This window comes from Acuticoccus sediminis (genome assembly GCF_003258595.1).
GTDB lineage: Bacteria > Pseudomonadota > Alphaproteobacteria > Rhizobiales > Amorphaceae > Acuticoccus > Acuticoccus sediminis.
Genome location: NZ_QHHQ01000017.1, coordinates 14,788 through 38,777, shown reverse-complemented (window position 1 = coordinate 38,777; position 23,990 = coordinate 14,788). Strand labels below are relative to the sequence as shown.

Genomic DNA, 23,990 nt, shown 5'->3' with positions numbered 1-23,990 from the left:
GACAGCAACCGACGCACTGGCTCGGATCAAAGCGGCGATCGACGGAGCCCCTCGCAACAGCTACGTCGCCGAGCTTCACCTCCAGGTCATCAAGTATGCCGACGAGCTCCGTGACACGACGGGTCGGGAATTTTGCGAAGCCCTCAACATCGGCCCCTCGTTCGGAACCGAGTTTGCGAAGATGCGGAAGATCTCAGGCCGCCTGAAGGACGCGGGCCTCGACGTTGATCGGATTTGAGGCCCAATGGACGATCTCATTCTCATTGAACCCGCAACCGTTCTACCGGCGCTGGTCGCCTCCGCAAACGAACACGCGCGACGACGCTTCCTCGAGTTCTTCGCCGTCCACATCCGCAACCCCAACACCCGCCGCTCTTACCTGCGCGGTACGATCGAGTTCGGCGCTTGGTGCGAAACCCGAGGGGTTTTCGCACTGACCGATGTACGGCCGATCCATGTGGCGGCGTTCATCGAGGAGCTTGGCGCGACCCACTCTGTCTCGACGGTGAAACAGCGCCTCGCGGCGATCCGAGCCCTGTTCGACTGGCTCGTTGTCGGCCAAGTCGTGCCGGCGAACCCCGCTGCCTCTGTACGGGGGCCGCGCCACATTGTACGGCGCGGCAAGACGCCGGTGCTCAACCCGGTGGAGGCGCGCCAGCTCCTCGATGCAATCGACGTCGCTAAGCCCGCCGGGCTGCGCGACCGCGCCCTGATTGGCTTGATGGTCTACTCCTTCGCACGCATCGGCGCCGCGCTCTCCCTCAAGGTCGAAGACCTCTACGTCCAGAACCGACGACTGTGGGTGCGGCTCCACGAAAAGGGCGGCAAGCGGCACGAGGTGCCCTGCCATCACAACCTCGAGCATTTCCTGCACGACTATCTTGACGGATGCGGGCTCGCTGACGATCGCAAGGGCTTCGTTTTCCGCACGATCGACCGCGACACCAAGCAGCTCTCCGACCGACCGATGGCGCAGGCTAATGCCTGGGAGATGATCCGCCGCCGCGCGCGCCAAGCCGGGATTGAGACGCTGGTCGGAAACCACACGTTTCGGGCGACCGGCATTACCGCCTACCTCAAGAATGACGGAACACTCGAAAAGGCGGCGCAGATGGCAAACCACGCCTCCACCCGCACCACCCAACTTTATGACCGTCGCGCCGACGAGATCAGCCTCGACGAGGTCGAGCGCATCCTGATCTAAGTTCGATTGCTCCAGCGGGAGCTGCAACGCAGACAGCCTCGGGAAGCGGCCGCCGGTTCAGACTACGCAATCAAAAGGCTACCTTTTATTCGCACCTTAAAGAGGAGGCTTCTTGGGTAAGGCGGCGCGCGTGCCTTAGCCGGGCCGGTGAATGCCCGAGTGCGTGCGGCCGATCGCCATACCGGTTATGCATGCTTCCGTGCCCTACGCTCAACTGAATTGAGTTGTGGGTCCCAGGGTGGAGTCCGTTGAAGTTGTTTGACGATCTGAAGCCTGGCGCCCGTCTGAAGGGGCTCACTCCCACGGGCGTTGCAGAGGTTGTGCAGGTGTCGCGCTTCGGTGCCGACGCGTTGAACCTCGTGTTCCGTGTCGACGGGAGGGTCGGCGAGCGCCTACTCTACCGGGGTGAGGAGACCGGCCTCGAATTCATCGAGGCCGGCCGTGCCTACGCGTTCGATGCGGACGGTGGGCTGCTTCGGCTGGCATCCGAAGCCAACCGTATCCGTTTGGCGCACTTATTCGACCCCTACCTGGCGGTCAGCGCGTCGCAGATCGAGGCACTGCCCCACCAGATCACCGCAGTCTACGCGGAGATGCTGCAGCGCCAACCTCTGCGCTTTTTGTTGGCGGACGATCCGGGCGCCGGCAAGACCGTGATGGCCGGTCTGCTCGTGAAGGAGCTGATGATCCGCGGCGACGTCGAGCGCTGCTTGATCGTTGCGCCGGGCGGCCTCGTCGAACAGTGGCAGGAGGAGATGGCCGAGAAATTTGGCCTCGGATTCGACCTTTTAACGCGTGATCAGATTGAGAGCTCCATCACGGGCAACCCGTTCGTCGAGCGCAACCGGCTGATCATGCGGCTCGACATGGCCGCTCGATCCGACGAGCTGAAGGCCAAGCTGCAGGCGGCGCCAGACTGGGACCTCATCATCTGCGACGAGGCGCACCGGATGGCCGCTTCCTATTTCGGCGGCGAGGTGAAGGAGACGCAGCGCCATAAGCTCGGCAAGCTGTTGGGTACGCGCACGCGCAACCTGCTGCTGATGTCTGCGACGCCGCATAACGGCAAGGAAGCAGACTTCCAGTTGTTCATGGGCCTGCTCGACGCCGACCGCTTCGAGGGACGGTTCCGCGAGGGCATCCATAAGGCCGACGTTTCGGACATGATGAGGCGACTGACGAAGGAGGAGCTCTATCGATTCGACGGCACGCCGCTTTTCCCTGAGCGGTTGGCGTACACTGCCAATTACGAGCTTTCGCCCGACGAAGCGGACCTTTATGCGGCTGTGACGACCTATGTCCGCGAGGAGATGAACCGCGCTGATCGCAGCGGTGATGGCGGGCGGCGCAACAGCGTCGGCTTCGCGCTGCAGATCCTACAGCGGCGCCTCGCCTCCTCGCCGGCTGCGATCCACCGATCGCTGGAACGACGGCGCAAGCGGCTCGAAGAGCGGTTGCGCGAGGAGCGGATGGGCCGGGCCGCAGGATCGGCGCCGCTAAGTCGCCCGCCGACGCTACCGGCTTACAACCCCGACGACCTGGACGAGGTCACCGGGGAGGAAGCCGAAGCGGAAGAGGAAGCAATCGTCGACGCGGCCACCGCTGCGCAGACTCTGGTGGAGCTCGAGGCCGAGATCGTCATTCTGCGCGATCTGGAAGAGCGTGCCCTGCGTCTGAAGCTGTCAGGCCAGGATGCCAAGTGGCGGGAGCTTGAGTCGATTCTCGACGAGCCGATGATGGTCGATCCGGCGACCGGGCTCCGACGCAAAATCCTGATCTTTACCGAGCCCAAGGACACACTGGAGTACCTAGCTAACAAGATCACCGCTCGGTTCGGCGAGGCGGCGGCCGTTGTGGTGATCCACGGCGGCGTCGCGCGTGAAACCCGCCGCGCGGCGATAGCAGCCTTCAACAGCGACCCAGTTGTGCGGGTGATGATCGCCAACGACGCCGCCGGCGAGGGTGTGAACCTGCAACGCGGCGCGCACCTGATGGTCAACTACGACCTTCCCTGGAACCCGAACCGGCTAGAGCAGCGGTTCGGCCGTATCCACCGGATTGGGCAGACCGAGGTTTGCCACCTCTGGAACCTCTGTGCGTCCAACACCCGCGAGGGCGAGGTCTACGGTCGCCTGCTAGAGAAGCTGGCCCAAGCGCGGGAGGCGCTCGGCGGCCGCGTTTTCGACGTGCTCGGCGAGTTGTTCGAGGCTCACGCTCTCCGCGACTTGCTCGTCGATGCAATCCGCTACGGGGACCGTCCCGAGAAGCGGGCCGAGCTCTTCCGCAAGGTAGACGGTGCTGTTGATGTCAGCGCGATCGAGCAGCTGGTCGCCGAGCGCAAGCTGACAAGTGAGGGCATGGACCCACGGGCCGTTGCTGTCGTCCGCGAGGAGATGGAGCGCGCGCAGGCTCGGCGGCTGCAGCCCCACTTCATAGGCAGTTTCTTCCGCGAGGCGTTCACGCTGCTGGGCGGCCGAATCAGCGAGCGCGAGAAGGGCCGCTTCGAGATCACCCGCGTCCCATCGGTGCTGAAGGAGCGCGACCGGCTGATCGGACGCGGCGATCCGGTGCTCGACCGCTACGCGCGGGTCACATTTGAGAAGGCGCTGATCGTCGGCCAGCCGCAGGCGGAGCTGCTCGCGCCCGGCCATCCTCTGCTCGATGCGGCTGTGGACGTGGTGCTGGAACGCTTCGGACCGTTGTTAGGTCAAGGCGCGGTACTGGTCGACGACGCGGATAGCGGGACGGAACCACAGCTGCTCGTCTACCTGGAACACGCGGTGCGTGACGGCCGCGTTGCGCGATCGGGCGAGCCGCGCGTCATCTCGCAACGGTTGCAGTTTATCCATCTGAGGCCCGATGGCTCGGCCGCCGATGGCGGCTCGGCGCCCTACCTCGATTACCGACCGATCACGGCGGAGGAGCGGGCCGCGGTCGCCGACGCGATCGACGCACCCTGGCTAGCGGGTGCGGTGGAAGAGCGCGCGCTCGGTCACGCCATCGCCAGCCTGGTGCCGGAGCACCTTGCCGAAGTAAAGCGGCGCCGGCTGACGGAGATCGACAAGGTCGAGCGCGAGGTGCGGGCCCGGCTGACACGCGAGGTCAATTACTGGGACGCACGAGCCGCGCGGCTGCGCGAGGAAGAGCGTGCCGGCAAGGAGCAGCGGATCAACGCCTCCAACGCCGAGGCGACCGCCCAGCGCCTGGTCGAGCGGCTGCACAAGCGGCAGGAGGAACTCGATCGCGAGCGCCAGATCACAGCCTTGCCGCCGGTGCTGAAAGGCGCGGCGCTGGTCATCCCGAACGGCCTGCTCTGCGCACGCATGGCGCAGGTGCCTAAGCCGGCTGACAACTTCGTCTGCGAAGACCCGGCCGCCCGCATCGTGGTCGAACTCGCGGCGATGGAGGCGGTGATGGCGCACGAACGCGCGCTCGGCCATTCGCCGGTCGACGTCTCGGCGCAGAAGAAGGGCTGGGACATTGAGAGCCGGGATGGCGCGGGCGGGCCGCTGCGCCTGATCGAGGTCAAGGGCCGGCACGCCGACGCCCGCGACGTGATCGTCACCAAAAACGAGATCCTCGCCTCATTGAACGCGCCGGACGCATTCCACCTCGCGCTGGTCAGCGTCGCCAATGGCTTCGCGCACCAGCCTGTCTATGTGCAGCGCTTCTTCCAACGCGAGCTCGGCTTCGGCGAGACCGCGGTGGTTTTCAGCATCGACAAGCTGCTATCGATGCAGGCATCACGCATTCAGTAGGAGCGTAGGCTGTTGTTGCCCAACGTCTTAGATGAGTTCGCCATTGTCGCGCCGGTGCCGCTCAAACACCTTGTGCAGCTGCCAATCAGCGCGTTGCAGACCGTCAAAGGCGGGTGGAGCAAGAACGCGCTGCCGCACGGGCCGGACCTGGTGCAGTTGCCAGACGCGCTTCGTGCGGAGTTCGGCCTGTGACCGCCACCGTCCGCAAGAAGTTAATCGAAGTTTCGATCCCGCTCGAGCCGATCAATGTGGAGGCCCAGCGTCGGAAGCAAAAAGCTCCGAAAGGCTATCCGACGTCGATTCACAAATATTGGGCACAGCGGCCCATTGCGGCCTGCCGGGCGGTGCTGTTCGCGCAGCTGGTGGACGATCCCTCATCCTGGCCCGACCGCTTCCCGACCGAGGAGGCGCAGGACGCCGAGCGGCGGCGACTGCACAAGGTGGTCGAGCGCATGGTGCCGTGGGAGGCCTCGAATAACGAGGTGATTCTGAACGAGGCGCGCTGGGAGATCGCGCGCTCGGTCGCCTGGGGCAAAGGTGAGGAGCCGCCGGCCAAGGGCGACGGCGAGGCGATCCTCGACTATCTCCAAACTAAGGCGCCGCCGGTCTACGATCCCTTTTCGGGCGGCGGATCGATTCCGCTGGAGGCGCAGCGGCTAGGCCTGCGCGCCTACGGCTCGGATCTGAACCCGGTGGCGGTGCTCATCGGCAAGGCGCTAGTGGAGATTCCGCCCAAGTTCGCCGGCCGCCCGCCGGTCAATCCCAAGGCGCGCGCTGAGGCGGCCAATGGTGCGATCCGCGCCTGGAAGGGCGCGCAGGGGCTGGCGGAGGACGTCCGCTATTACGGCCAGTGGATGCGCGACGAAGCTGAGAAGCTCATTGGACACCACTATCCTGCTGCGACGCTTTTTGATGGCTCGGAAGGCCAGACAATTGCGTGGATTTGGGCACGAACAGTTCGCTCCCCAGACCCTGCAGCAGGTGGAGCGGTGGTTCCACTGCTATCAACCTATCTTCTGTCGCAGAAGTCGGCTGCAGGACAGGTCTGGCTCGACCCTGTGGTCGGTGACGGACCAGACAAGGCCTATCACTTCGAAATTAAGAGTGGGCTACCCTCGAACGATGAAACTAAGCGCATCCGAGCCGGACTGAAGACGGGTCGGGGCTCGAACTTCATGTGCCTTGTATCGGGGTCAGCAATCCCTGAGAGCTACGTCAAAGCTGAGGGACGCGCGGGGCGCCTTGGAGAGCTTCTCGTCGCGATGGTGGTGGAGAGCAAGGGCAAGCGGCTTTATCTTGGGGCGACCGAAGAGCAAATGAAGGCGTCTGAGATCGCGCAGCCTGAATGGTCTCCAATGCAGGAGATGCCGGAGAACCCGCGCTGGTTCTCTCCTCCTGAATTTGGTCTGAAGACGTATGCAAGCTTGTTTACCAATCGTCAACTTAAGTGCCTATCCACCTTCACTGGATTGATACCGACTTTAGCTAAGAAAGTTGAAGTCGACTGTGGAGGGGACCGCGAATACGCGCAGGCTGTCGCGACCTATTTAGCTTTTGCTATTGATCGGATGGCTACTTACGGATCGTCACTTTGTAAGTGGTTGGTTAAGGACAATGCGCTTGCACCGAGCATTCCGCAACAAGCTATTCCTATGAGCTATGACTTCGCTGAAGCAAACCCGTTTGGGAAGTCAAGTGGGGCCATTTCGCAATGCGTGTCGGTTGTGGCAAGTTGCCTTGAGCACGCGCCCTACGACGCTCCCGCAAGCATCTTTGAGTCGGCTGCTCAAAACGGATCGGTCGCCGATACCTTCGTGCTGGCCACCGATCCACCTTACTACGATAACATAGGGTATGCTGACATATCGGAGTTTTTCTATGTTTGGCTGTCCAAGAGCTTAAAGGAAATTTGGCCTGATCACCTGCGCCGGCTGACCACCCCAAAAGACAACGAGTTGGTTGCGACGCCCTATCGCCACGGCGGGGTTGAGGCTGCAGAGCGCTATTTTGAAGCTGGCATCAAAGCTGCGCTTTCCAACTTATTGATGCGCTCAGACACCGTATGGCCTGTCACAATATTTTACGCGTTTAAGCAGACGGAAGGTAACGCTGATGGTGTTAGCTCAAGGGGTTGGTCTTCATTTCTGCAAGGTATAATCGACGGCGGATCACAAATTGATGGAACGTGGCCGCTCCGGACGGAACTGACTTCGGCGTTGAAGAACGACATCAATTCACTTGCTTCTTCTGTTGCCCTCGTATGCCGCAAGCGCGATCTAAATGCGCCCGTCATCACTCGTGCCGATTTCATCCGCGCGCTCAAGCGCGAGATGCCCGCCGCCATCGACGCCATTCGCAAGGCCGGCGTCGGCCCCGTCGACATGCAGCAGTCGGTGATCGGCCCCGGCATGGGCGTGTTCAGCCGGCACGCCAAGGTGCTGGAGGACGACGACAGCGCCATGACCGTCAAGACCGCGCTGGCGCTGATCAACCGCGTCTGGGAGGAGATCGAGAACGAGCTCGATCAGGCCTTCGACGCCGAGACTCAGGTGGCGCTGGCCTGGTTCGCGACATACGGCTTCGACGCGCGCGCCTCCGGCGAGTTGATCATGCTCACCACCGCCAAGAACACGTCCGACCGGGCGCTGTTCGCCTCCGGCGTGTTCAAGGACATGAAGGGCAAGGCGGGGCTGACCCCGCGTGAGGAGCTGCCCTCCGGCTGGTCGCCTGCGGGCGACAAGATGCTGACCACCTGGGAGTGTGTGCAGCACACCGCCCGCGTCCTCAACGCCCCCGACGGTGGCGGCGAGGCGGCCGCGGCGCTGGTGGCGCAGATGGGGCCGAAGGCGGAAGAGGCCCGCGCGCTCGCCTACCGCCTGTTCGAGATCGCCACCAACAAGGGCTGGGCCGCTGAGGCGCTGGTCTACAACGAGCTGGCGCAGGAGTGGACCAAGCTGGAGGACGTAGCGGCGACGCTCGACGCCGCTGGCCAGGCGCCGGGCTCCGACCAGACCGCCTTCGCATTCTAGGGGACCGCTTGATGTCGACTGAGAAGGAAACCCTGCAGCGCGTCCAGGGCGGCCTGTTCCACCTGCGCCGCGGCCTCGGCCCGTTTGTCGAAGCGCGGATGAAGGCGAAGCACGGCGTCACCTGGCTGCACTACGCGAGCCGTGCAGCTGGCGGTTCGCCCAACGCTGCGCTGGACGAATACGGCCTGCTCAAGTCGATGATTGACAACTGGAACGACGTGTTCCGCGACGCCTTCGGCCGAAACGAGACGCACAAGGTGCGAAACTTCACCTCGATGGCGCTGGAGGCGCGAAACGCCACGTCGCACCTGTCGATCCCGCTGCAGGACGACGAGGCGCTGCGCTACCTCGACGCCATGCACCAGCTGCTCCGCGCGGTGAAGGCACCGCAGGCGGAGGTGATAGAGCTCAAGTCGCTCTACGACGCGCAGCGCCGATCCGGCTTCGCGGGAGCGGAGGCCGCACCCGCGCCTGCGCCCGTCGCAGCCGAGCCTGCTCCCGCGGCGAAGCCGACCCTCACGCTCGGCGGCGTGCGACCCGCGCCGGAAAACGGGTTGGGCAAGCCGCTCCGTCCGTGGATCGAAGTCGCGCTGCCGCACCCCGACGTGCTCGCCAATCGCTTCAAGGAGGCCGAGTTCGCCGCCGACCTGTTCGCGGTTGACGCCGGCCACGCGGGCGAGGACTACGCCAGCCCGGAGAACTTCTTCCGCATCACCTTTCTGACCGAAGGGCTGCGCCGGATCCTCACCTCAAGCCTGGAGCGGCTCGCAGGCACCGGTGGCGGCGACCCGGTGATCGGCCTGCAGACCGCATTTGGCGGCGGTAAGACGCACACCATGCTGGCCGTCTATCACCTCGCCAAGGCGCACGACTTATCGCTGCTGGAGGGCGTCGGGCCGCTAGCGGAAAAGGCCCGGGTGATGGGATGGACGCCGCCCAAGGTTGCCGTGTTCGTCGGCACGTCGAAGGGCGCCGACACCTCGCTGATCCTGAAGGACGGGCCCAAGGTCCACACGCTCTGGGGCTATATCGCGTGGCGCATCGCGGGACAGGCCGGGCTCGACCTGCTGGCCGAGGCTGAGACGGCGCGGACCAACCCCGGCTCCGACCTCTTGGTCGAGCTGTTCAAGCTGTCCGGGCCGGCGCTGATCCTGCTCGACGAGCTGGTCGCCTACGCGCGTCAGCTCTCGGAAGATCGCTTCGAGGCGTTCCTCTCGTTCATCCAGTCGCTGACCGAAGCCGCCAAGATGGCGCCCGGCGTGCTGATCATCGGCTCGCTCCCGGAGAGCGTCGCCGAAGCCGGCGGGCCGAAGGGCGAGGCCGCGCTGCTGCGGCTCGAGAAGGTTTTCGGTCGTGTTCAGTCGGCATGGCTGCCCGCGTCAGGCGACGAAACCTACGAGATCATCCGCCGTCGGCTATTTCAGACGCTCGACGCTGACGGTGAGCGCGCGCGTGACGAGACGGTCAAGGCGTTTGCCGACCTCTACAAAAACAACGCAGCTGAGTTTCCGCCGGAGGCCAAGGAAGCGCGCTACCGCGAGCTCCTGAAGCTGTCATACCCGATCCACCCGGAGCTGTTCGATCGGCTGTCGAAGGACTGGGCCAGCCTCGAGAAATTCCAACGCACGCGCGGCGTGCTGCGCTTCATGGCCAATGTCGTCGGCACGCTTTGGCACGAACAGGTCCAGCATCCGTTGATTACGCCCGCGCGGGTACCCATCGCACATGAGCGGGTCCGCGCCAGCGTGCTCTACCCCCTCGACTCCAACTTCAACGCGGTGGTCGACAAGGAGGTTGACGGCGAGAGCTCGCTTCCCGCGCGGATGGAGGCGAACCCCTCACGTCGCATCTCACAGCTGCGCGCTGCAACCCGCGCCGCTCGCGCCGTCTTCATCTGCTCGGCGCCACTGGTCGGACGGCCAAATGCCGGTCTGACCGGGCCGGGCTTGCGGTTGGCCTGCGCTGAGCCGGGCGATCAGCTCGCCATCTTCGGCGAGGCACTGCGCGAGCTGACCGAACGTGCGACCTACCTCTACGAGGAGGCTGGCCGGTATTGGTTCTCCACGCAGCCGACGTTGAACCGCCTGGCCGACGATCGCGCCAAGGCGCTGCCCGACCACGAAGTCGAAGCGGCAATTACCGCTGTGCTCCGCGAGGACGGCGGCACCCGCGCAGGTTTTGCAAAAGTCTACGCCGCGCCCGATGATCCGATCGGCATCGACGAGGCACATGCGCTCTCGCTGGTGATCCTCGGACCTTCAACCCCGCATGCGGGTAAGGGTGTCGGAAAGTCGCTCGCAACCGACGCCGTAACCGAGACCCTGATGCGCTGCCGCTCGGCCCAGCGTCGGTTCCGCAACACTCTGCTCTTCGTAGCGGCCAACGAGGTGCTGCTGGCTACGGCCCGAGAGGTCATGCGCAAGGCGTTGGCCTGGCAGAGCATCTGCGACGACAGACGACTGCAGGACCAGCTGACGCGAGCGCAAATCGACGACACCAAAGAGAAGGCGAAGACGAGCAGAGATGGCGCGGCCAAGGCGGTGCGCTTCGCCTGGAGCCACATCCTCTTTCCGGTCAAGACCGAGGCGACTACGGCGGGCGCAGCATTCGACCTAGACCATCTCTCGATCGCTTCGAAGGACCGTGCCGCGATCCCATCAGCCGTCTACGAGAAGGCCGGCCCACGGGGCGATGCGATCGCCAAGGAGCGCCTCGGGCCGGACGCGCTCGCGCTGCATCTGAAGCCACTCTGGCCAGAGGAAAAACCGCACCTTGGTGTGAGTGAAATCGCGGACTGGTTTGCCTCCTACGTCTACCTGCCCAAACTGCGCGATCGCCTAGTGCTTGAAGATGCGATCCGCGACGCTGTTGGCAAACTCGACCCTTCATTCGGCTACGCGGACCACTTCGAATCAGAAGTCGGTGACTATATAGGTTTGGCGTGGGCAAAAGCTCCGCCGGAGATCTTCCCAGCAACGGCTGTATTGGTCCGCTCCGACGTCGCCAAAGAGCACTCTCGGCCCAGCTCGGCGCCTATCGACACAGGAACATCGAACCCAGGCCAAGGCGGCAACACTCCGGAGTCTGGCTTCATCAATGGCGGGGGCGTCGCCGGAATGGGAAAGCCGCGCCGCTTCTACGGCACCGTCGAGCTAGATATGGTCCGGCCGGTCAAAGCGTTTGACGCCGTGCTCAATGCGGTCGTCATGGAACTCCAGCGCACGCCAGGCGCGAAAGTAAAGATTACAGTCGAGATTGAAGCCGAGACGACGGATGGCTTTGAGGAAGCCGACATTGGCGTTGTCCGTGACAACGCGCGGCAGCTGAAGTTTCGAGCTGATTCAACAGGGTTTGAGTGAAAGACTTATACAGAATATCTGGCGCTCAATGAGCTGCGGAAGGCGCGCGAACTCACCCAGCATCAGCTGGCCGAAGGCCCTGGCGTGCGTCAGGCAACGGTCGCGCAGATGGAAAAGCGCAGCGATCTGATGCTCTCGACCCTGCGTAGCTATGTCGAGGCGATGGGCGGGAAGCTCGACCTCACCGTCGAGTTCCCCGGCAAGCCCGTCGTACATCTGGCGCAACTTAGCGATCTGGATGCGCCAGCCAAGCGATGATCGACTGATGAACGTATGAAATTGGGAATATGTCTTTAGATGACTGATCAGGGCGCGCATTTCTACCGGTGTGATTTTCAGGTCCATACTCCGCGCGATTTGCGTTGGGCCGGGGCCAATGCGGTAACAGACGATGAGCGGCTCGCTTACGGGCGCTCTCTTGTTCAGGCCTGCCGCGAGCGCGGTATTCAGGCGATCGCCGTTACCGATCACCACTGCATGACGTTCCTGCCGTTCATCCGTAGTGCTGCGACCGAGGAGACAGATGCGCAAGGCGACGAGCTGCCAGAGGGGCAGCGCCTCATCGTTTTTCCGGGGATGGAGTTGACGCTCGGCGTTCCGTGTCAGGCGCTGCTGCTGTTCGATGCAGACTTTCCAGACGATATGTTCTCGCTGGCGATGACGGCGCTTTCCATCACGCAAAATAGCAGTGAGAATGCAAAGAGCTGCGACGTCGAGCAGCTCTCACATATTCAGAGCCTGCTTCAGTTGAAGGATGAGCTGGATAAACATCAGTATCTCCGTGGCCGTTACACCGTCCTGCCGAATGTGACGGGGGAAGGTGAGCATTCCCTGCTGCGGAAAGGACAGCACGGAAAATACAAAGAGATGCCGTGGGTTGGCGGCTATACTGATGGAAATGCGTCCAAACTCAAGCCCCGCGTTATTAACATTGTCACCGGTAAGGAGAAAGAGTGGGGGCATAAGCGCATCGCCTGCATTCAGACCTCCGACTCGCGCCGTGAAGACCACGCGACACTGGGCGAACCCTCCACCTGGATCAAATGGGCGAAGCCCACCGCAGAGGCGTTGCGGCAGGCCTGTCTGGCAGAAGAATCACGCATTTCGCGAGAGGCCCCGCATGTCCCAGAAACGTATATCGCCCGCGTGAGCATCAGCAATTCGACATTTCTCGGACCGCTAGATCTCGAGTTCAACCCTCAATATAGCGCCTTGATCGGCGGACGAGGCACCGGAAAATCTACGGTGCTTGAATATGTGCGCTGGGCCCTCTGTGACCAGCCGCCACTCGGCGATGAAGACCAAACCCCCAACTATCAGGCAAGGCGGGGGCGGCTGATCGACGGGACCCTCAAGACGCTGCGCGCCAGCGTCGAAGTCGTCTATATCCTGAACAATGTCGCGCATCTGGTCCGTCGTCAGGCGACAGATGGCAGCTTGCAAATGAAGGTTGGTCACGGGGATCTCGCTCCCTGTACGGAGGAGGATGTCAGGGCGCTTCTGCCGATCCAGGCCTACAGTCAAAAGCAGCTCAGCGATGTCAGCGTGCGGGTTGAGGAACTGACGCGCTTTATCACCGCGCCCATCAAGGGCGATTTGGACCGGCTACAGCGTAAGGCGGCCGACCGCGCCAACCATATCCGCGAAGCCTACGCGACGCGGCAGCGCTTTCGCGATCTCTCCCGCCTTCTGCAAAATCGAATGCTGGAAGAGCGGTCGATCACGCAGCAGGCGGATGCCATTCGCTCGTCGCTGACTGGTCTGTCGGACGAGGATCGGGCGCTCCTCGGACAGGGGCAGAGCTACAATGCTGCGCAAGCTCAGGTTGCCGCATGGCGCGCCGGCGCGAGTACGCTCGCAGATCGAGCCCGTGAGCTGCATGCTCTCGCGGCCTCGCAGCGGCGCGCCTTGTCGCCCGCTCCTGAGCAGCCGGAGGCGTTGAAAGAGCCGCTTGCCGCTGCGCACGCTGCCTATGACGGGCTTGTGGCCGATGCCCTCCGTCAAATCGATGCATTGACGAATGCGGCAGCGGCGATCGGTGAGGGTGAAGCAAGCGGCCCGTTTGCTGTGTGGGAAGCCGGATACCGCGATTTCAAATTGCGGTATGATCAGGCGGCTAGCCGCTCCTCCTCGCATACCGAAAAGCTGAAGCAGCTACAGAATCTCGAGGCGAAGCTCGCCGAACTGGCAGCGGAGACGACGCGGGTTCGGGAGACGCTCTCGACGTTACAAACCGCTGAGGAGAAATACCGGACTGCGCACGATGAATGGCAGAGCGCCCTGTCGGAACAAGATGATCTGATCGATCGTGAATGCAGCGCCCTGACCGAGCGATCGGGTGGTCTCATTCGCGTCAGCGTCAGACGCTATGCCAATGCAGAAAACTTCATCACATCGTTGCGACAGGCGCTCGCGGGGTCGAGGCTCCAAACCGCCAAGCAGGAGGCGTTGGGCGAGGCAATCATTTCCGCTTCCGATCCGAAGCAGAGCTGGCAGTCCGCACTGACGGAGCTTGAGGCACTAGCAGACTATGACGAGGGCCGCTCGCAAGCGGAGAGCCGGCCGCAGACGCCGCATCTTCAAGGCCTGGGGCTCACCGCGACGGATACCGAGCGCATCGCCAACACTTTGAAGCCTGAAGACTGGCTTGCTCTGTCGCTGATCCCGATCGAGTCGGCGCCTGTCTATGAGTTTCGGGCGCGCGAAGGCGATTATATCCCGTTCGAAAATGCCTCTGCAGGGCAGCAAGCGACGGCATTGTTAAAGACATTGCTCAATCAGTCGGGACCACCGCTGATTATCGATCAACCGGAAGAGGATCTTGACAATCCAGTCATGCTGGAGATCGTCGAGCAGATCTGGGACGCAAAGACATTGCGGCAAATTATCTTCGCCAGTCATAATGCCAACCTAGTCGTCAATGGCGACGCGGAACTTGTCGCGTGGTTCGGCTATCGTACCGATAATGATCAGTCGCGCGGCACCATTCACGGAGTGGGCGCCATCGACGTGGAAGATGCACGTAACGCGATCAAGCGGATCATGGAAGGAGGCGATGCAGCATTCCGGCTTCGCCGAGAGAAATACGGCTTCTAATCAGATCCAAACCCCTGCGGCCGCTCCTCCTGCATCCGCAGGCGCTTGGCCGGTTCCGGCTCATTCAGCGCGTCGATCCGCTGTAGCCGCACCACCAGCGCTTTCAGCTCCTGCTGGCGCTCCGTCACCTCACCCTCCATCGCCTCGCGCATCTGACGCAGCTGGGAGATCTGGACACGCCCGCCGAGCGCTGAGCGTCGCCTTTCGTTCGTTTGTTCCTCTCTTCGCGGGGTTGCCCCTTGGCCTTCGCCCCTGTTGCCGGCCAGTGCCACGCCGTCAATGCCCGGCCCGCGCCGGTGCCGTGCCGGCACCCGTGTTGGGCATGACCGCGCGGCTCACCCTGCCCGGCCTTTCGCGGGGCGTCCTTCGGGACGAGCAACCCTAGCGAAAGGAGTTCATCATGAACCTCACTCACATCCCGCTCGATCAGCTGAGCGTTTCTCCCCTCAACGTCCGCAAACATGGCGGCCGCGATATTGCCGCCCTCGCCGCGTCGATCCGCAGCCTCGGCATCATCCAGCCGTTGCTGGTGCGCCCTTCCGACGATGGCTTCGAGGTCGTCGCCGGCCAGCGCCGTCTGCGTGCCTGTCAGGCCCTCGCCGTCGAAGGCGAGTGCGAACCCCTGCCCTGCCTGGTCATGGCCGAGGGTGACGATGCCGCAGCGCTCGAGGCATCCCTCGCCGAGAACCTCGCCCGTCTGCCGATGGACGAAATCGACCAGTACCGCGCCTTCGCCGCGCTCCGGCAGCAGGGGCGCAGCGTCTCCGAGATCGCCGGACAGTTCGGCGTCACCGAGCGGCTGGTCGAACAGCGTCTGGCGATTGCGAACCTGTACGCGCCGATCCTCGCCGCCTACCGCCGCGAGGAAATCGAGCCTGCGACCCTCCGCATCCTGACGATGGCGACGAAGCGCCAGCAAAAGGCCTGGTGGCAGCGTTTTCGTGATCCGGAGGATTACGCGCCGCAAGGCCACGCCTTGAAGAGCTGGCTGTTCGGCGGGCACCAGATCCCGGTCGGGAATGCCCTCTTTGATCCGGAGGCCTACGAAGGCGCGATCGTGTGCGATCTCTTCGGTGATGACCGCTACTTCGCCGACACCGACAGCTTCTGGCGCCTGCAGAGCAAGGCGGTCGCCGAGCTGAAGGAGCGCTATCTGTCCGAAGGCTGGTCGCAGGTCGTCCTGTGCGAGACGGGCGACTACTGGCGCAGCTGGGAATTCGCCGAAGTCGCCAAGCAGGATGGCGGCCGCGTCTATCTCGCCGTGACCGCCGATGGCGAAGTCACCGCGCATGAAGGCTTCCTGCCCGAGAAGGAAGCCCGCCGCCGTCAGACCGTTGCAGAAGGCGCTCCCGATGCACCGGAGCGGCCGGAATGCACCCGGTCGATGCAGAACTATCTCAACCTGCACCGTCACGCCGCCGTTCGCGTGGCGCTGCTATCCGCGCCTCAGGTGGCGCAGCGACTCATGCTGGCGCATCTCATCGCCGGCTCTCACCTCTGGAAGGTCGAGGCCGATCCACTGCGTAGCGCCCGTGACGACATCGCCCGAAGCATTGCGGATAGTCCGGCACACGCCGTCTTTCGCGCAGAGCGTGGAGCGGTAGCCCGGCTGCTCGGAATGGACGAGCCGGACGACAGCCTGGTGCCGCGTCGCGGTGACTGGCAGGCGCGCCGACCGACATTCGCTACTCTGTTCGCCCGCCTGCTCGAGCTGAGCGAGCCGGAGGCAGAGTCCGTTCTCGTCTACCTGATGGCCGAAACGCTCGCCGTCGGGTCGGAAGCCGTCGAGACTGTCGGTGCGCTGCTCTCGGTCGACATGAACGACTGGTGGCAGCCCGACAACGCCTTCTTCGATCTCCTGCGCGACAAGGAAGCGCTCAACAACATGGTCGCCGAGCTCGCTGGCTGCGAGGTGGCCGAGGCCAACTGCACCGCTACGGCGAAGGTGCAGAAGGGCATCATGCGCGACTGTCTCAGCGGTGTGCGTCAGCCGAAGGCGCAGTCCTGGCTACCGGGCTACATGGCCTTTCCGATGCGCGGCTACACCGATCGCTTCCATTCGGATGGCGATGTGCCGTCGCCGGTCGAGTCCGATATCGACCTTGCCGCCTGACGCGGCTCAGGGAGCGCTCCGGCGCTCCCTATCCTCCCATTGAACAGACCTCATTTCAGGCACGTGGGCACGTCCGCTCCGCCATCCCAATCTGCGGATGATGGGTGTGAGGCTAGGAACTCCGGCCTCGCCGTCGGGCTCGGTGGGGGCACTCAGGCCCGCGCCTCGTCCCCCTTGGTTAGGTTGCAGATAAGAAAGGCCACTCCATTTTGCACAGCGGAGCAGCCTTTCCGACAGAAAAGGTCAATCCGTGACAAGATCAACCGAAGTGCAACTTCGTATCTAGCGGTGCTGCACCGTCTAAATATTTATAAAATCTACAAAGGTATATCAAGATAATTTTATAGAAAATGCGAAGCGAGCCGGACGAGAATCCGGCTCGCTTTTGGTATTAAAGAGATATGGCAGATATACCGATCTCGAAGGCTGGCATTATTGTATATTACGTGAGCATTTCATGCTGCCGTGATGATTATTATATGTAGGTTGCTCCCTTGTCAAAGAAAAAGGATTTGACTGACGCCAAAAAGAAAAGGGTCGGCCGAATGGCCGACCCTTTCGCTTGAGGTTTTATCTCATTCTACATGAAATCACCGGCAGCAAGATCTGCTGCATCATCCAATCCGGCGACCGTGATGTTCGCCAGAAGGGTGATGTCTGATGCATCAAGGCCATCAGAGCCAGCATCGTTGTAGTACCAAACGTTGATGTCGGCAGTGCTGGCCGCCGCCGCAGAGGTGATGAGGACACCCTCATCGCCGTTGCTGAAGCCGGTCCAGCTCGTCCCGTCAGCTTCCAGCGCCACCACTTCCGAGGCGCTGTCAGCGAAGCCCTGACCCCCGGTGCCAAGCGCCCCTTGGGTGAAGGCAATGATGCCGCCGGACGCAGCTGCCGAGGCCTCGGCGTAGTTGCCCGTCACCAGCGTCGCGTCGATCCCGGAGAAGTCGAACTTGTCCGTTCCGGATACGAAGGACAGAATCCGGTCCCCGCCTTCCGTCGAAACGTCGTAGTTGTAGACGTCACTGCCAGCGCCGCCATCGAGCGTATCGGCTCCTGCACCACCAGTAATGGTATCGTTGCCGTTATTTCCGTTCAGGGCGTCGGTTCCCGCACCGCCGGTGATGGTGTCGTTACCTGACGAACCGTCGACAGACAGATTGTGAGCAGAGGTCCAGCCCGAGTTGCTGGCGTCGAGATTCAGCGAGGTGGTAACACCCACTGCGTCGATCGTGACTGTGCCGTCGCTGAATGTGGCCGCGGCGCTCGAACCTAGCGTCACGGCTGCTGCGTTTGCGCCGCTGTTCAGATCGAGGCGTTCGATGCCGGTCACCGTCGAGCTGAAGTCCGAGTCGGTGATGGTGACAGCGCCAGCAGACACCTGAAGCGTATCGGTTCCGGTTCCGCCGGTGATGGTCTCACCGTTGCTGTTGAGCGCCTCCATCTCCGAGTTGCTCAGGACGAAGGTGTCGTCACCCGCGCCGCCCGTCAGGACGTCAACGCCTGCGCCGCCGGTGATGCTGTCCGCACCGTCGCCGCCGTCGATAGTATCGACGCCTGCGCCGCCGTCGAGTGTGTCGGCACCGGCGTCACCGCTGATGCTGTCGGCCTCGTCATCGCCTGTGATGACATCCGCTCCAGCACCACCTGCCGCAACGAGTGCGAAGCCTGCGGCACTCGAGGCGCCCGTGATCGTGTCTCCACCTGCGCCACCGGTGAAAGTGACGTCGTTGTCGAAGTTGCTCTGGATGATGATGTTCACCGCGTTCGAGGCCGTCAGAGCGCTGGCATCGAGGGTGGCAAAACCAGCCGCGTCGGCATTGGTGTCGAGGGTGATGCTGCCGGCTCCGCTATAGGCGAAGTCGCCGAACTTCAGCGTTTCGATGCCGGTGATATTCGCGAACACGCCATCCGCCTGGGCCCCTCCCGTCACAGTCGTGTATTCCAGCGTGTCGGTGCCATCGCCCCCTGCAATGGTATCGCTTCCGTCGAGGCCCGTCGGGTCGATCTGGAACACATCGTCGCCGGCGTTACCGGTCAGCTTGTCATCGCCGCCGCCTGAAACGAGCGTGTCGGCTTCGGAGCCAGAGATCAGCTGGTCGTGACCGGTGCCGCCGGTCAGCGTTGTGGCGCTGCCCGCGAAGTTGGTCGCCAGAACGCTCGCGCCTCCGTCGATCGAGAAGTTCGTCGCATCGACGTCGCCTGCATAGCCTTGCAGCACGTAGCTGGCGTCGCCGCCATCGTCGATCGTCAGCGAGCTACCGCCGCCCGTTACGGTCAAGTCAGCAGCAGAGGCAGCTGCGATTTGTACGGTGATGACGTCGCCTTCCGCGAAGTCCTGAATAGAGAAGGCGTACTCATCTCCTCCGTCATTATCGAGATTGAAGGTATCGTTTCCGCCATCGCTATACAAAACGATGTTGTTGCCATCGCCATTATTTGCGGTAACTGTGACAGTATCGTCACCAGCGCCAGTGTGAATAATGGACGATTCGCCAACAACCATTGCACCCGTCAGGCTGATTGTATCGTTGCCCGCGTTGGCATAGACAAGGCTACTACCAGTGCCGAGCGTGATTGTATCGTTGCCATCGTCTGGGCTGGCGATCCCAAGACCGCCGTAGACAGTGACGTCGCCGACGGCCGCTGAAGCGTCGATCGTGTCGGCGTCGGAATTTCCGCCATAGATGATGGCGGACGATCCGGCATCCGAGGTCACAGTGATCGTGTCGTCGCCGGTTCCGCCGTAGATATTGGCCGTCTTACCGGATGCAAGCGCGGTCGTATTGCCGACCTCGATCGTATCGGCGCCCGAGTTACCGTAGATCGTAGCATTACCCGAGCTGGTGATCAGGGTATCGTCGCCAGAGGTGCTGTCCGAGATGCCATTGCCGCCATAAATAGTTGCATCACCAGTTACCGCGTCGAGCGTGATCACGTCATCGCCGGTATTACCATAGATGATCTGATTTCCAGCTGCGGCCGCATCCGTAACGGTGTCGTTGCCGAGGCCTAGATAGATCGTGTTGGTCAGGCCCGCTGTTGTGGCGCCAAACGCTACGGTGTCGTTCCCCGCATTGGCGTAGATCGTGTTGCCGCCGGTGCCAACGGTAATCGAGTCATTGCCATCAGTGCTGTCCGCGATCCCAGATCCTCCGTAGATTAGGCTGTTACCATTTCCCAAGGTTACGATATCGCCGCCACCATAGCCATAGAACAAATGATTTGCATTGGCCTGCTCGGAGGCATCGTAATTAGTATAATCGGTCGTAGCAAAGTTATAAGTCTGAGCGGAGGCATCGAAGTTCGTTCCGGTGGCGTTGTCGCCAACGATCAACGCCGAACGGTCAGTCGCCGTCCCGAGCGTTACGTTGCTCGTAGTGATCTGCGTGGCAGTTGCACCTTGCAGCGTCACCGAATCGGAGGCAACGCTCAGAACGAGATTGCCATTAGCGTCAGAACTGACACCAACAGATGCGGCGTCGACCGCACCCAGATTGATAGAATCGTTAGTCGCATCGAACGCAAATGATGTGTTCTTTGCGAGTGAAAAATCATAAGCAGTCATTTTATAAAACCTCTTTAAATAATTTACAAAAGCCAATCAATTAGGCTGCGAATACCAGCGCAACTAAATGAATCTTCAATATGAAGACAGTAGTTGTTCGCACGTAGCCAAAACATTGTCAAATAATAAAGATAAATTACTAATTATGTATTCGCTAAGCTTTTAACGCGCGATTGGTTCGTGTGCAAATTGCCACCCGGGCATGCGGGGTAACTTCTTAGAAACGGCCTCAGTGCACGAACGCAATCGGGCGTTCCGGCTTCGCCGTCGGGCACTATTCGGCCTGCCGGCCTCACCGAGCCCCGGCAAAGCCAGGTCTCAGCGCTCGCGCGTGACGATCCCTAACGCGAAGAGGGTTCGGAGGGCGCTCACGCGCCCGCTTTGTCACGTGTCAGGGGGAGGGCCAAGGGGCGCTGCCCCTTCCTCCCCGCAAGGAGAATAGTACCGGCCGAGGCTCCGCGGCCTTCGGCCTTGTGCGCCCGCACCAAGACCGGCGCGATTCTCCTTGCCCCCTCCGAGCCCCGGTCTCGCCGACGGGCAGGGTTGCAGCAGCAGCTGCAACCGCAGCCCAAGGAAGGAGACAAACCGAGATGCCGAAACAGACTCAGGAGCGCTTCGACGTTCACCAGCACATCACCGATCAGATCGTCGCCGCCATGGAGGCCGGCGCAGGCCAGTGGCAGATGCCGTGGCACCGCTCCGCCCACGCCCTCACCCGCCCGAAAAACATCGCCTCCCGCAACGCCTATCGCGGCATCAATATCCTGTCGCTGTGGGTCGCCGCCGAGGCGCAGGATTTCAGCTGCGGCCTGTGGGGCACCTATAAGCAGTGGCAGGAGAAGGGCGCGCAGGTTCGCAAGGGCGAAAAGTCCACCGTCATCGTCTTCTATCGTGAGCTGGAGCGCCCGCGCGACGACGATCCGAGCGAGACGGAGACCGTTCTGTTTGCCCGCGCCTCGAGCGTCTTCAATGCCGCGCAGGTCGATGGCTTCACCCTGCCGGAGGGCGACGCGATGCCGACCGAAGACCGCATCGAACCCGTTGCCGCCGCCGAGGCCTTTGTCGCCGCCACCGGCGCGCGCATCACGATCGGCGGCGAGCGCGCATTCTATCGTCCGTCCGAGGACATGATCGGCATGCCCGACCGGCCGCGCTTCACCGGCACCGATACTCTAAGCCCGACAGAAGGCTGGTACGGCACGCTCCTGCATGAGCTCACCCATTGGAGCGGTGCCACGCACCGCCTCGACCGTCAGCTTTCCGCCCGCTTTGGCGATGACGCCTACGCCATAGAGGAGCTTATTGCTGAGCTGGGCGCGGCCTTCCTGTGCGCCGAACTCGGCATCGCCGCCACGCCACGGCCCGACCACGCCGCCTATCTCGCCGGATGGCTGAAGGTACTGAAGGCCGACAAGAAGGCCGTGTTCACCGCCGCCAGTGCTGCGAGCCGGGCAGCGGACTATCTTGGTAGCCTCAGCGCCGCAGAACCGGCGCGCGAGGCGGCCTAAGCCGCCGCTCTTGTCCTGCACCTTGGAAGACCCGCCGGAGGCGTGTCTTTCGGGCGAGGCGCGTAGTGCCGAGGCCGTTCCTGCCTGACGCACCTCGGAGCCGACACTTATCTGTTGATCGTCACGCGCAGGCGCGGGCACCCATCGGGGCGCAGCGAAGCGGAGCAGGTCGCTTTAGCGACCTTGCCGCGCCGAGCATGGCGATAGTCTGCCCCGTCGGATCGAGGCCCGTTCGTGCTTTCACACACCCGCCGTGCTCGATAGGCTTTCCCGGTCATTAACGGGACTCAGTGCATAAACCCCCGTTTTTCATTGATGTGGCTGCCCCTGCGCCGCTAAATTGCTGAAAGAAGAGGGGTATGGCAGAGAAAGTAACAGTGAAAACACCACCCGCCGCGTCGAAGAAAAGCGTGCAGTACGATCTGTTCACGCAGTTTGTATCGAACGACGTCGCGGACATGTCGAATGCCGTCGAGATTTGGGACAGCATCCCGAAATATTTCATGACCCGCGCCCAGACGGAGAAGCGTCGCACCGAACATGGGCACGCCGATCCGGTCAAATGGCACTACAGCTATAACAATCAGGAATTTACCGTCACCATCCAGCCCGCCCTGATCGAGCAGGCCGACGGCAGTTACAAGGCCTTCTTTCCCGGCGTGACCGAGGAGCTGGTCGAAGAGGCGCTCAAAAAGATCCTGTCCGATCAAACGTACGGTCTGCACGATGTCGAGAAGGCCGAAACATGGGTGCGCTTCACCCTGCAGATGATCCGCAAGGAGCTGAAGGCGCGCGCTCGCACCCGCAGCATGACCGAGATCAAGCACGCGATCGGGGTGATGAGTTCCTGCGTGGTGACGGTCAGCAAGGCGAGGAAGGAGCTATGGAAGGGTGCGATCCTGCAAGACCTCGTGACCGTAGGGCGCGAGGAGTATCTCGCCGACGCCGATGCCCACCATATCGGTCGCCTGCCACTCTTCATCAGCCACAGCATCAACCAGCTGCATATCCGGCAGTTCAACCTCGACCGGCTCATGGCCTGCAATGAGCAGCTGGCGCGCTGGATTTACCGCAAGCTCATTCACCGCTTCAAACATGCCTCGCTCCTGACGAGCTATCATTTCAGCTACCAGAGCGTGCTGGCGGAAAGCGCCCTGCTCCAGCAGGCGCGCGACAACGACAACCGCCGCAAAATCCGCGATGCACTCGATGAGCTGAAAGGCCGCGGTGCGCTCATGAGCTACACCGAGACCCTTAAGAAGGAAGGCCGCAAGGTGGTCGACGCCGTCTACGAGGTGCGCCCGACCGGCGAGTTCATCAGCGAGCAGAAGGCGGCGAACAAGCGCGACAGTGACGGGCAGCGCCGCGCCGTCGCCGCCGGTCTTCGCATCGTGCCCTCTGGGGATAACCTCGGCTGAGGGTGGTAGGTCTGACCCACAGAGGTGGTAGGTCTGGCTCACAGCAGGTGGTAGGTCTGACCCACAGTTGCCTTTTATCCACAGCACGCGCCGTCAAACCGGCCTTCGCAGCCGCGTTCAGGTGGTAGGTCTGACCCACAGTTGAGGCGTCAGGTGGTAGGCCTGACCCACAGTTCGCCCGCGAAGTGGTAGGTCTGGCTCACAGACGTGGTAGGTCTGGCTCACAGTTCACGCCGAGTGGTAGGTCTGACCCACAGTTCGCCGCGAAAAAACGGGTCTATCCGATTGATCGGTAAGGCGGATTCCGCGCGGGCCTTTGCCCCTATTCTTTTCTTTTTTTAATCATACTACGTATATTTAATCTTGCAGATCGGCCTCGCCGAAATCGCGCCGCGCTAACGCGCGGCCTAAATTGCGTGCGCCTGGTCGGCGCACAAGCATCACCTAAGCGGCATCCCGCTAACGCGGGATAACTCCACCGCCCTGCGCTACGCGCAGCCCGGCACCCCAGCCATCCTACTGACGAGCGCTAGCGCGCTCGAGGCGCGCCTGACGGCGCGCAGGTCGGCAATGAGTGGGGCGGATGCGGCGAAGCACTTCGCCAAGGCCCCACCCTCAGAACGCGCGGCAAGGCCCAAAAATTCGATTTTCCGGCCCTGCTAAACCTGCTGGGCTGCCCCCCCTGCCCAGGAGCGTGCGTTGCGCCTCTACGAGCATTTACGGGCGTTTACGAAACCGGCGCTGCGGACGGTTCGCCGCGCGCGCCTCTAGGAGAAGGGCCGCAGAAGTGCATCGGCCCCTGCGGCCCTGTCCGCGGTCGGGCAATCTGCGGGAACCCGGCGCGAACCCAACCGATACTAACTCCGGCAGTAGCGCTGTCGCCACACCTCACAGAACATTGACAAGAAAACGGATGATGGAAATCATGCGTTTGGGCGTG

Annotated in this window: 13 protein-coding genes; 11 read left to right on the top strand and 2 right to left on the bottom strand. The window is 62.4% G+C overall.

The window, feature by feature from the left end:
• The 8 genes from DLJ53_RS33620 to DLJ53_RS33585 form a co-directional block, all read left to right on the top strand.
• Positions 1–238 (top strand): HTH-like domain-containing protein (locus DLJ53_RS33620; RefSeq protein WP_202913509.1); only part of this gene is annotated, 238 nt, incomplete at its 5' end.
• Between the two features lie 6 nt (positions 239–244).
• Positions 245–1,204: a tyrosine-type recombinase/integrase gene (locus DLJ53_RS33615; RefSeq protein ID WP_111352687.1), complete on the top strand. Its 960-nt coding sequence runs from the start codon at positions 245–247 to the stop codon at positions 1,202–1,204.
• Positions 1,205–1,452: 248 nt separating this feature from the next.
• On the top strand, positions 1,453–4,962 hold the full coding sequence (locus DLJ53_RS33610) for a protein NO VEIN domain-containing protein (protein ID WP_111352686.1): 3,510 nt from the start codon (positions 1,453–1,455) through the stop codon (positions 4,960–4,962).
• Between the two features lie 12 nt (positions 4,963–4,974).
• Complete coding sequence (locus DLJ53_RS33605) at positions 4,975–5,154, top strand: hypothetical protein (protein ID WP_111352685.1); 180 nt, start codon at positions 4,975–4,977, stop codon at positions 5,152–5,154.
• Entirely contained in the window at positions 5,151–7,991 is a 2,841-nt protein-coding gene (locus tag DLJ53_RS33600) for a DUF1156 domain-containing protein (RefSeq protein WP_111352684.1), read from the top strand. The genes DLJ53_RS33605 and DLJ53_RS33600 overlap by 4 nt, the downstream gene beginning before the upstream one ends.
• 11 nt (positions 7,992–8,002) lie before the next feature.
• Positions 8,003–11,350 carry a DUF499 domain-containing protein gene (locus tag DLJ53_RS33595; RefSeq protein WP_202913508.1) on the top strand — a complete coding sequence of 1,116 codons (3,348 nt, stop codon included), beginning with the start codon at positions 8,003–8,005 and terminating at the stop codon, positions 11,348–11,350.
• Positions 11,351–11,368: 18 nt separating this feature from the next.
• Positions 11,369–11,608: an XRE family transcriptional regulator gene (locus DLJ53_RS33590; RefSeq protein ID WP_111352682.1), complete on the top strand. Its 240-nt coding sequence runs from the start codon at positions 11,369–11,371 to the stop codon at positions 11,606–11,608.
• Positions 11,609–11,647: 39 nt separating this feature from the next.
• Positions 11,648–14,446: a TrlF family AAA-like ATPase gene (locus tag DLJ53_RS33585; RefSeq protein ID WP_111352681.1), complete on the top strand. Its 2,799-nt coding sequence runs from the start codon at positions 11,648–11,650 to the stop codon at positions 14,444–14,446.
• On the opposite strand, the gene DLJ53_RS36485 is transcribed toward DLJ53_RS33585, so the two are convergent.
• Positions 14,443–14,574, bottom strand: coding sequence for a hypothetical protein (locus DLJ53_RS36485; protein WP_280525540.1), 132 nt, complete (start codon positions 14,572–14,574; stop codon positions 14,443–14,445). The two genes, DLJ53_RS33585 and DLJ53_RS36485, sit on opposite strands and share 4 nt — an antisense overlap.
• Before the next feature lie 272 nt (positions 14,575–14,846).
• Here DLJ53_RS36485 and DLJ53_RS33580 point away from each other — a divergent pair, with 272 nt between their 5' ends.
• Entirely contained in the window at positions 14,847–16,559 is a 1,713-nt protein-coding gene (locus tag DLJ53_RS33580; RefSeq protein ID WP_111352680.1) for a ParB/RepB/Spo0J family partition protein, read from the top strand.
• A gap of 580 nt (positions 16,560–17,139) precedes the next feature.
• On the opposite strand, the gene DLJ53_RS33575 is transcribed toward DLJ53_RS33580, so the two are convergent.
• Positions 17,140–20,124: a beta strand repeat-containing protein gene (locus tag DLJ53_RS33575; RefSeq protein WP_111352679.1), complete on the bottom strand. Its 2,985-nt coding sequence runs from the start codon at positions 20,122–20,124 to the stop codon at positions 17,140–17,142.
• A 590-nt stretch (positions 20,125–20,714) separates the two neighbouring features.
• Between DLJ53_RS33575 and DLJ53_RS33570 the strand changes: the two genes are divergently transcribed.
• Together DLJ53_RS33570 and DLJ53_RS33565 are read left to right on the top strand one after the other, a co-directional pair.
• Positions 20,715–21,632, top strand: coding sequence for an ArdC family protein (locus DLJ53_RS33570; RefSeq protein WP_111352678.1), 918 nt, complete (start codon positions 20,715–20,717; stop codon positions 21,630–21,632).
• 359 nt (positions 21,633–21,991) lie between these two features.
• Entirely contained in the window at positions 21,992–23,050 is a 1,059-nt protein-coding gene (locus tag DLJ53_RS33565; protein ID WP_111352677.1) for a hypothetical protein, read from the top strand.
• Positions 23,051–23,990 lie beyond the last annotated feature (940 nt).

What these genes read in the sequence shown, in the direction of transcription:
- DLJ53_RS33595 (WP_202913508.1), top strand. Translation starts at nt 8,003, where the DNA reads ATGTCGACTGAGAAGGAAACCCTGCAGCGCGTCCAGGGCGGCCTGTTC.
- DLJ53_RS33585 (WP_111352681.1), top strand. Translation starts at nt 11,648, where the DNA reads ATGACTGATCAGGGCGCGCATTTCTACCGGTGTGATTTTCAGGTCCAT.
- DLJ53_RS33580 (WP_111352680.1), top strand. Translation starts at nt 14,847, where the DNA reads ATGAACCTCACTCACATCCCGCTCGATCAGCTGAGCGTTTCTCCCCTC.
- DLJ53_RS33565 (WP_111352677.1), top strand. Translation starts at nt 21,992, where the DNA reads ATGGCAGAGAAAGTAACAGTGAAAACACCACCCGCCGCGTCGAAGAAA.
- DLJ53_RS33615 (WP_111352687.1), top strand. Translation starts at nt 245, where the DNA reads ATGGACGATCTCATTCTCATTGAACCCGCAACCGTTCTACCGGCGCTG.
- DLJ53_RS33570 (WP_111352678.1), top strand. Translation starts at nt 20,715, where the DNA reads ATGCCGAAACAGACTCAGGAGCGCTTCGACGTTCACCAGCACATCACC.
- DLJ53_RS33575 (WP_111352679.1), bottom strand. Translation starts at nt 20,124, where the DNA reads ATGACTGCTTATGATTTTTCACTCGCAAAGAACACATCATTTGCGTTC.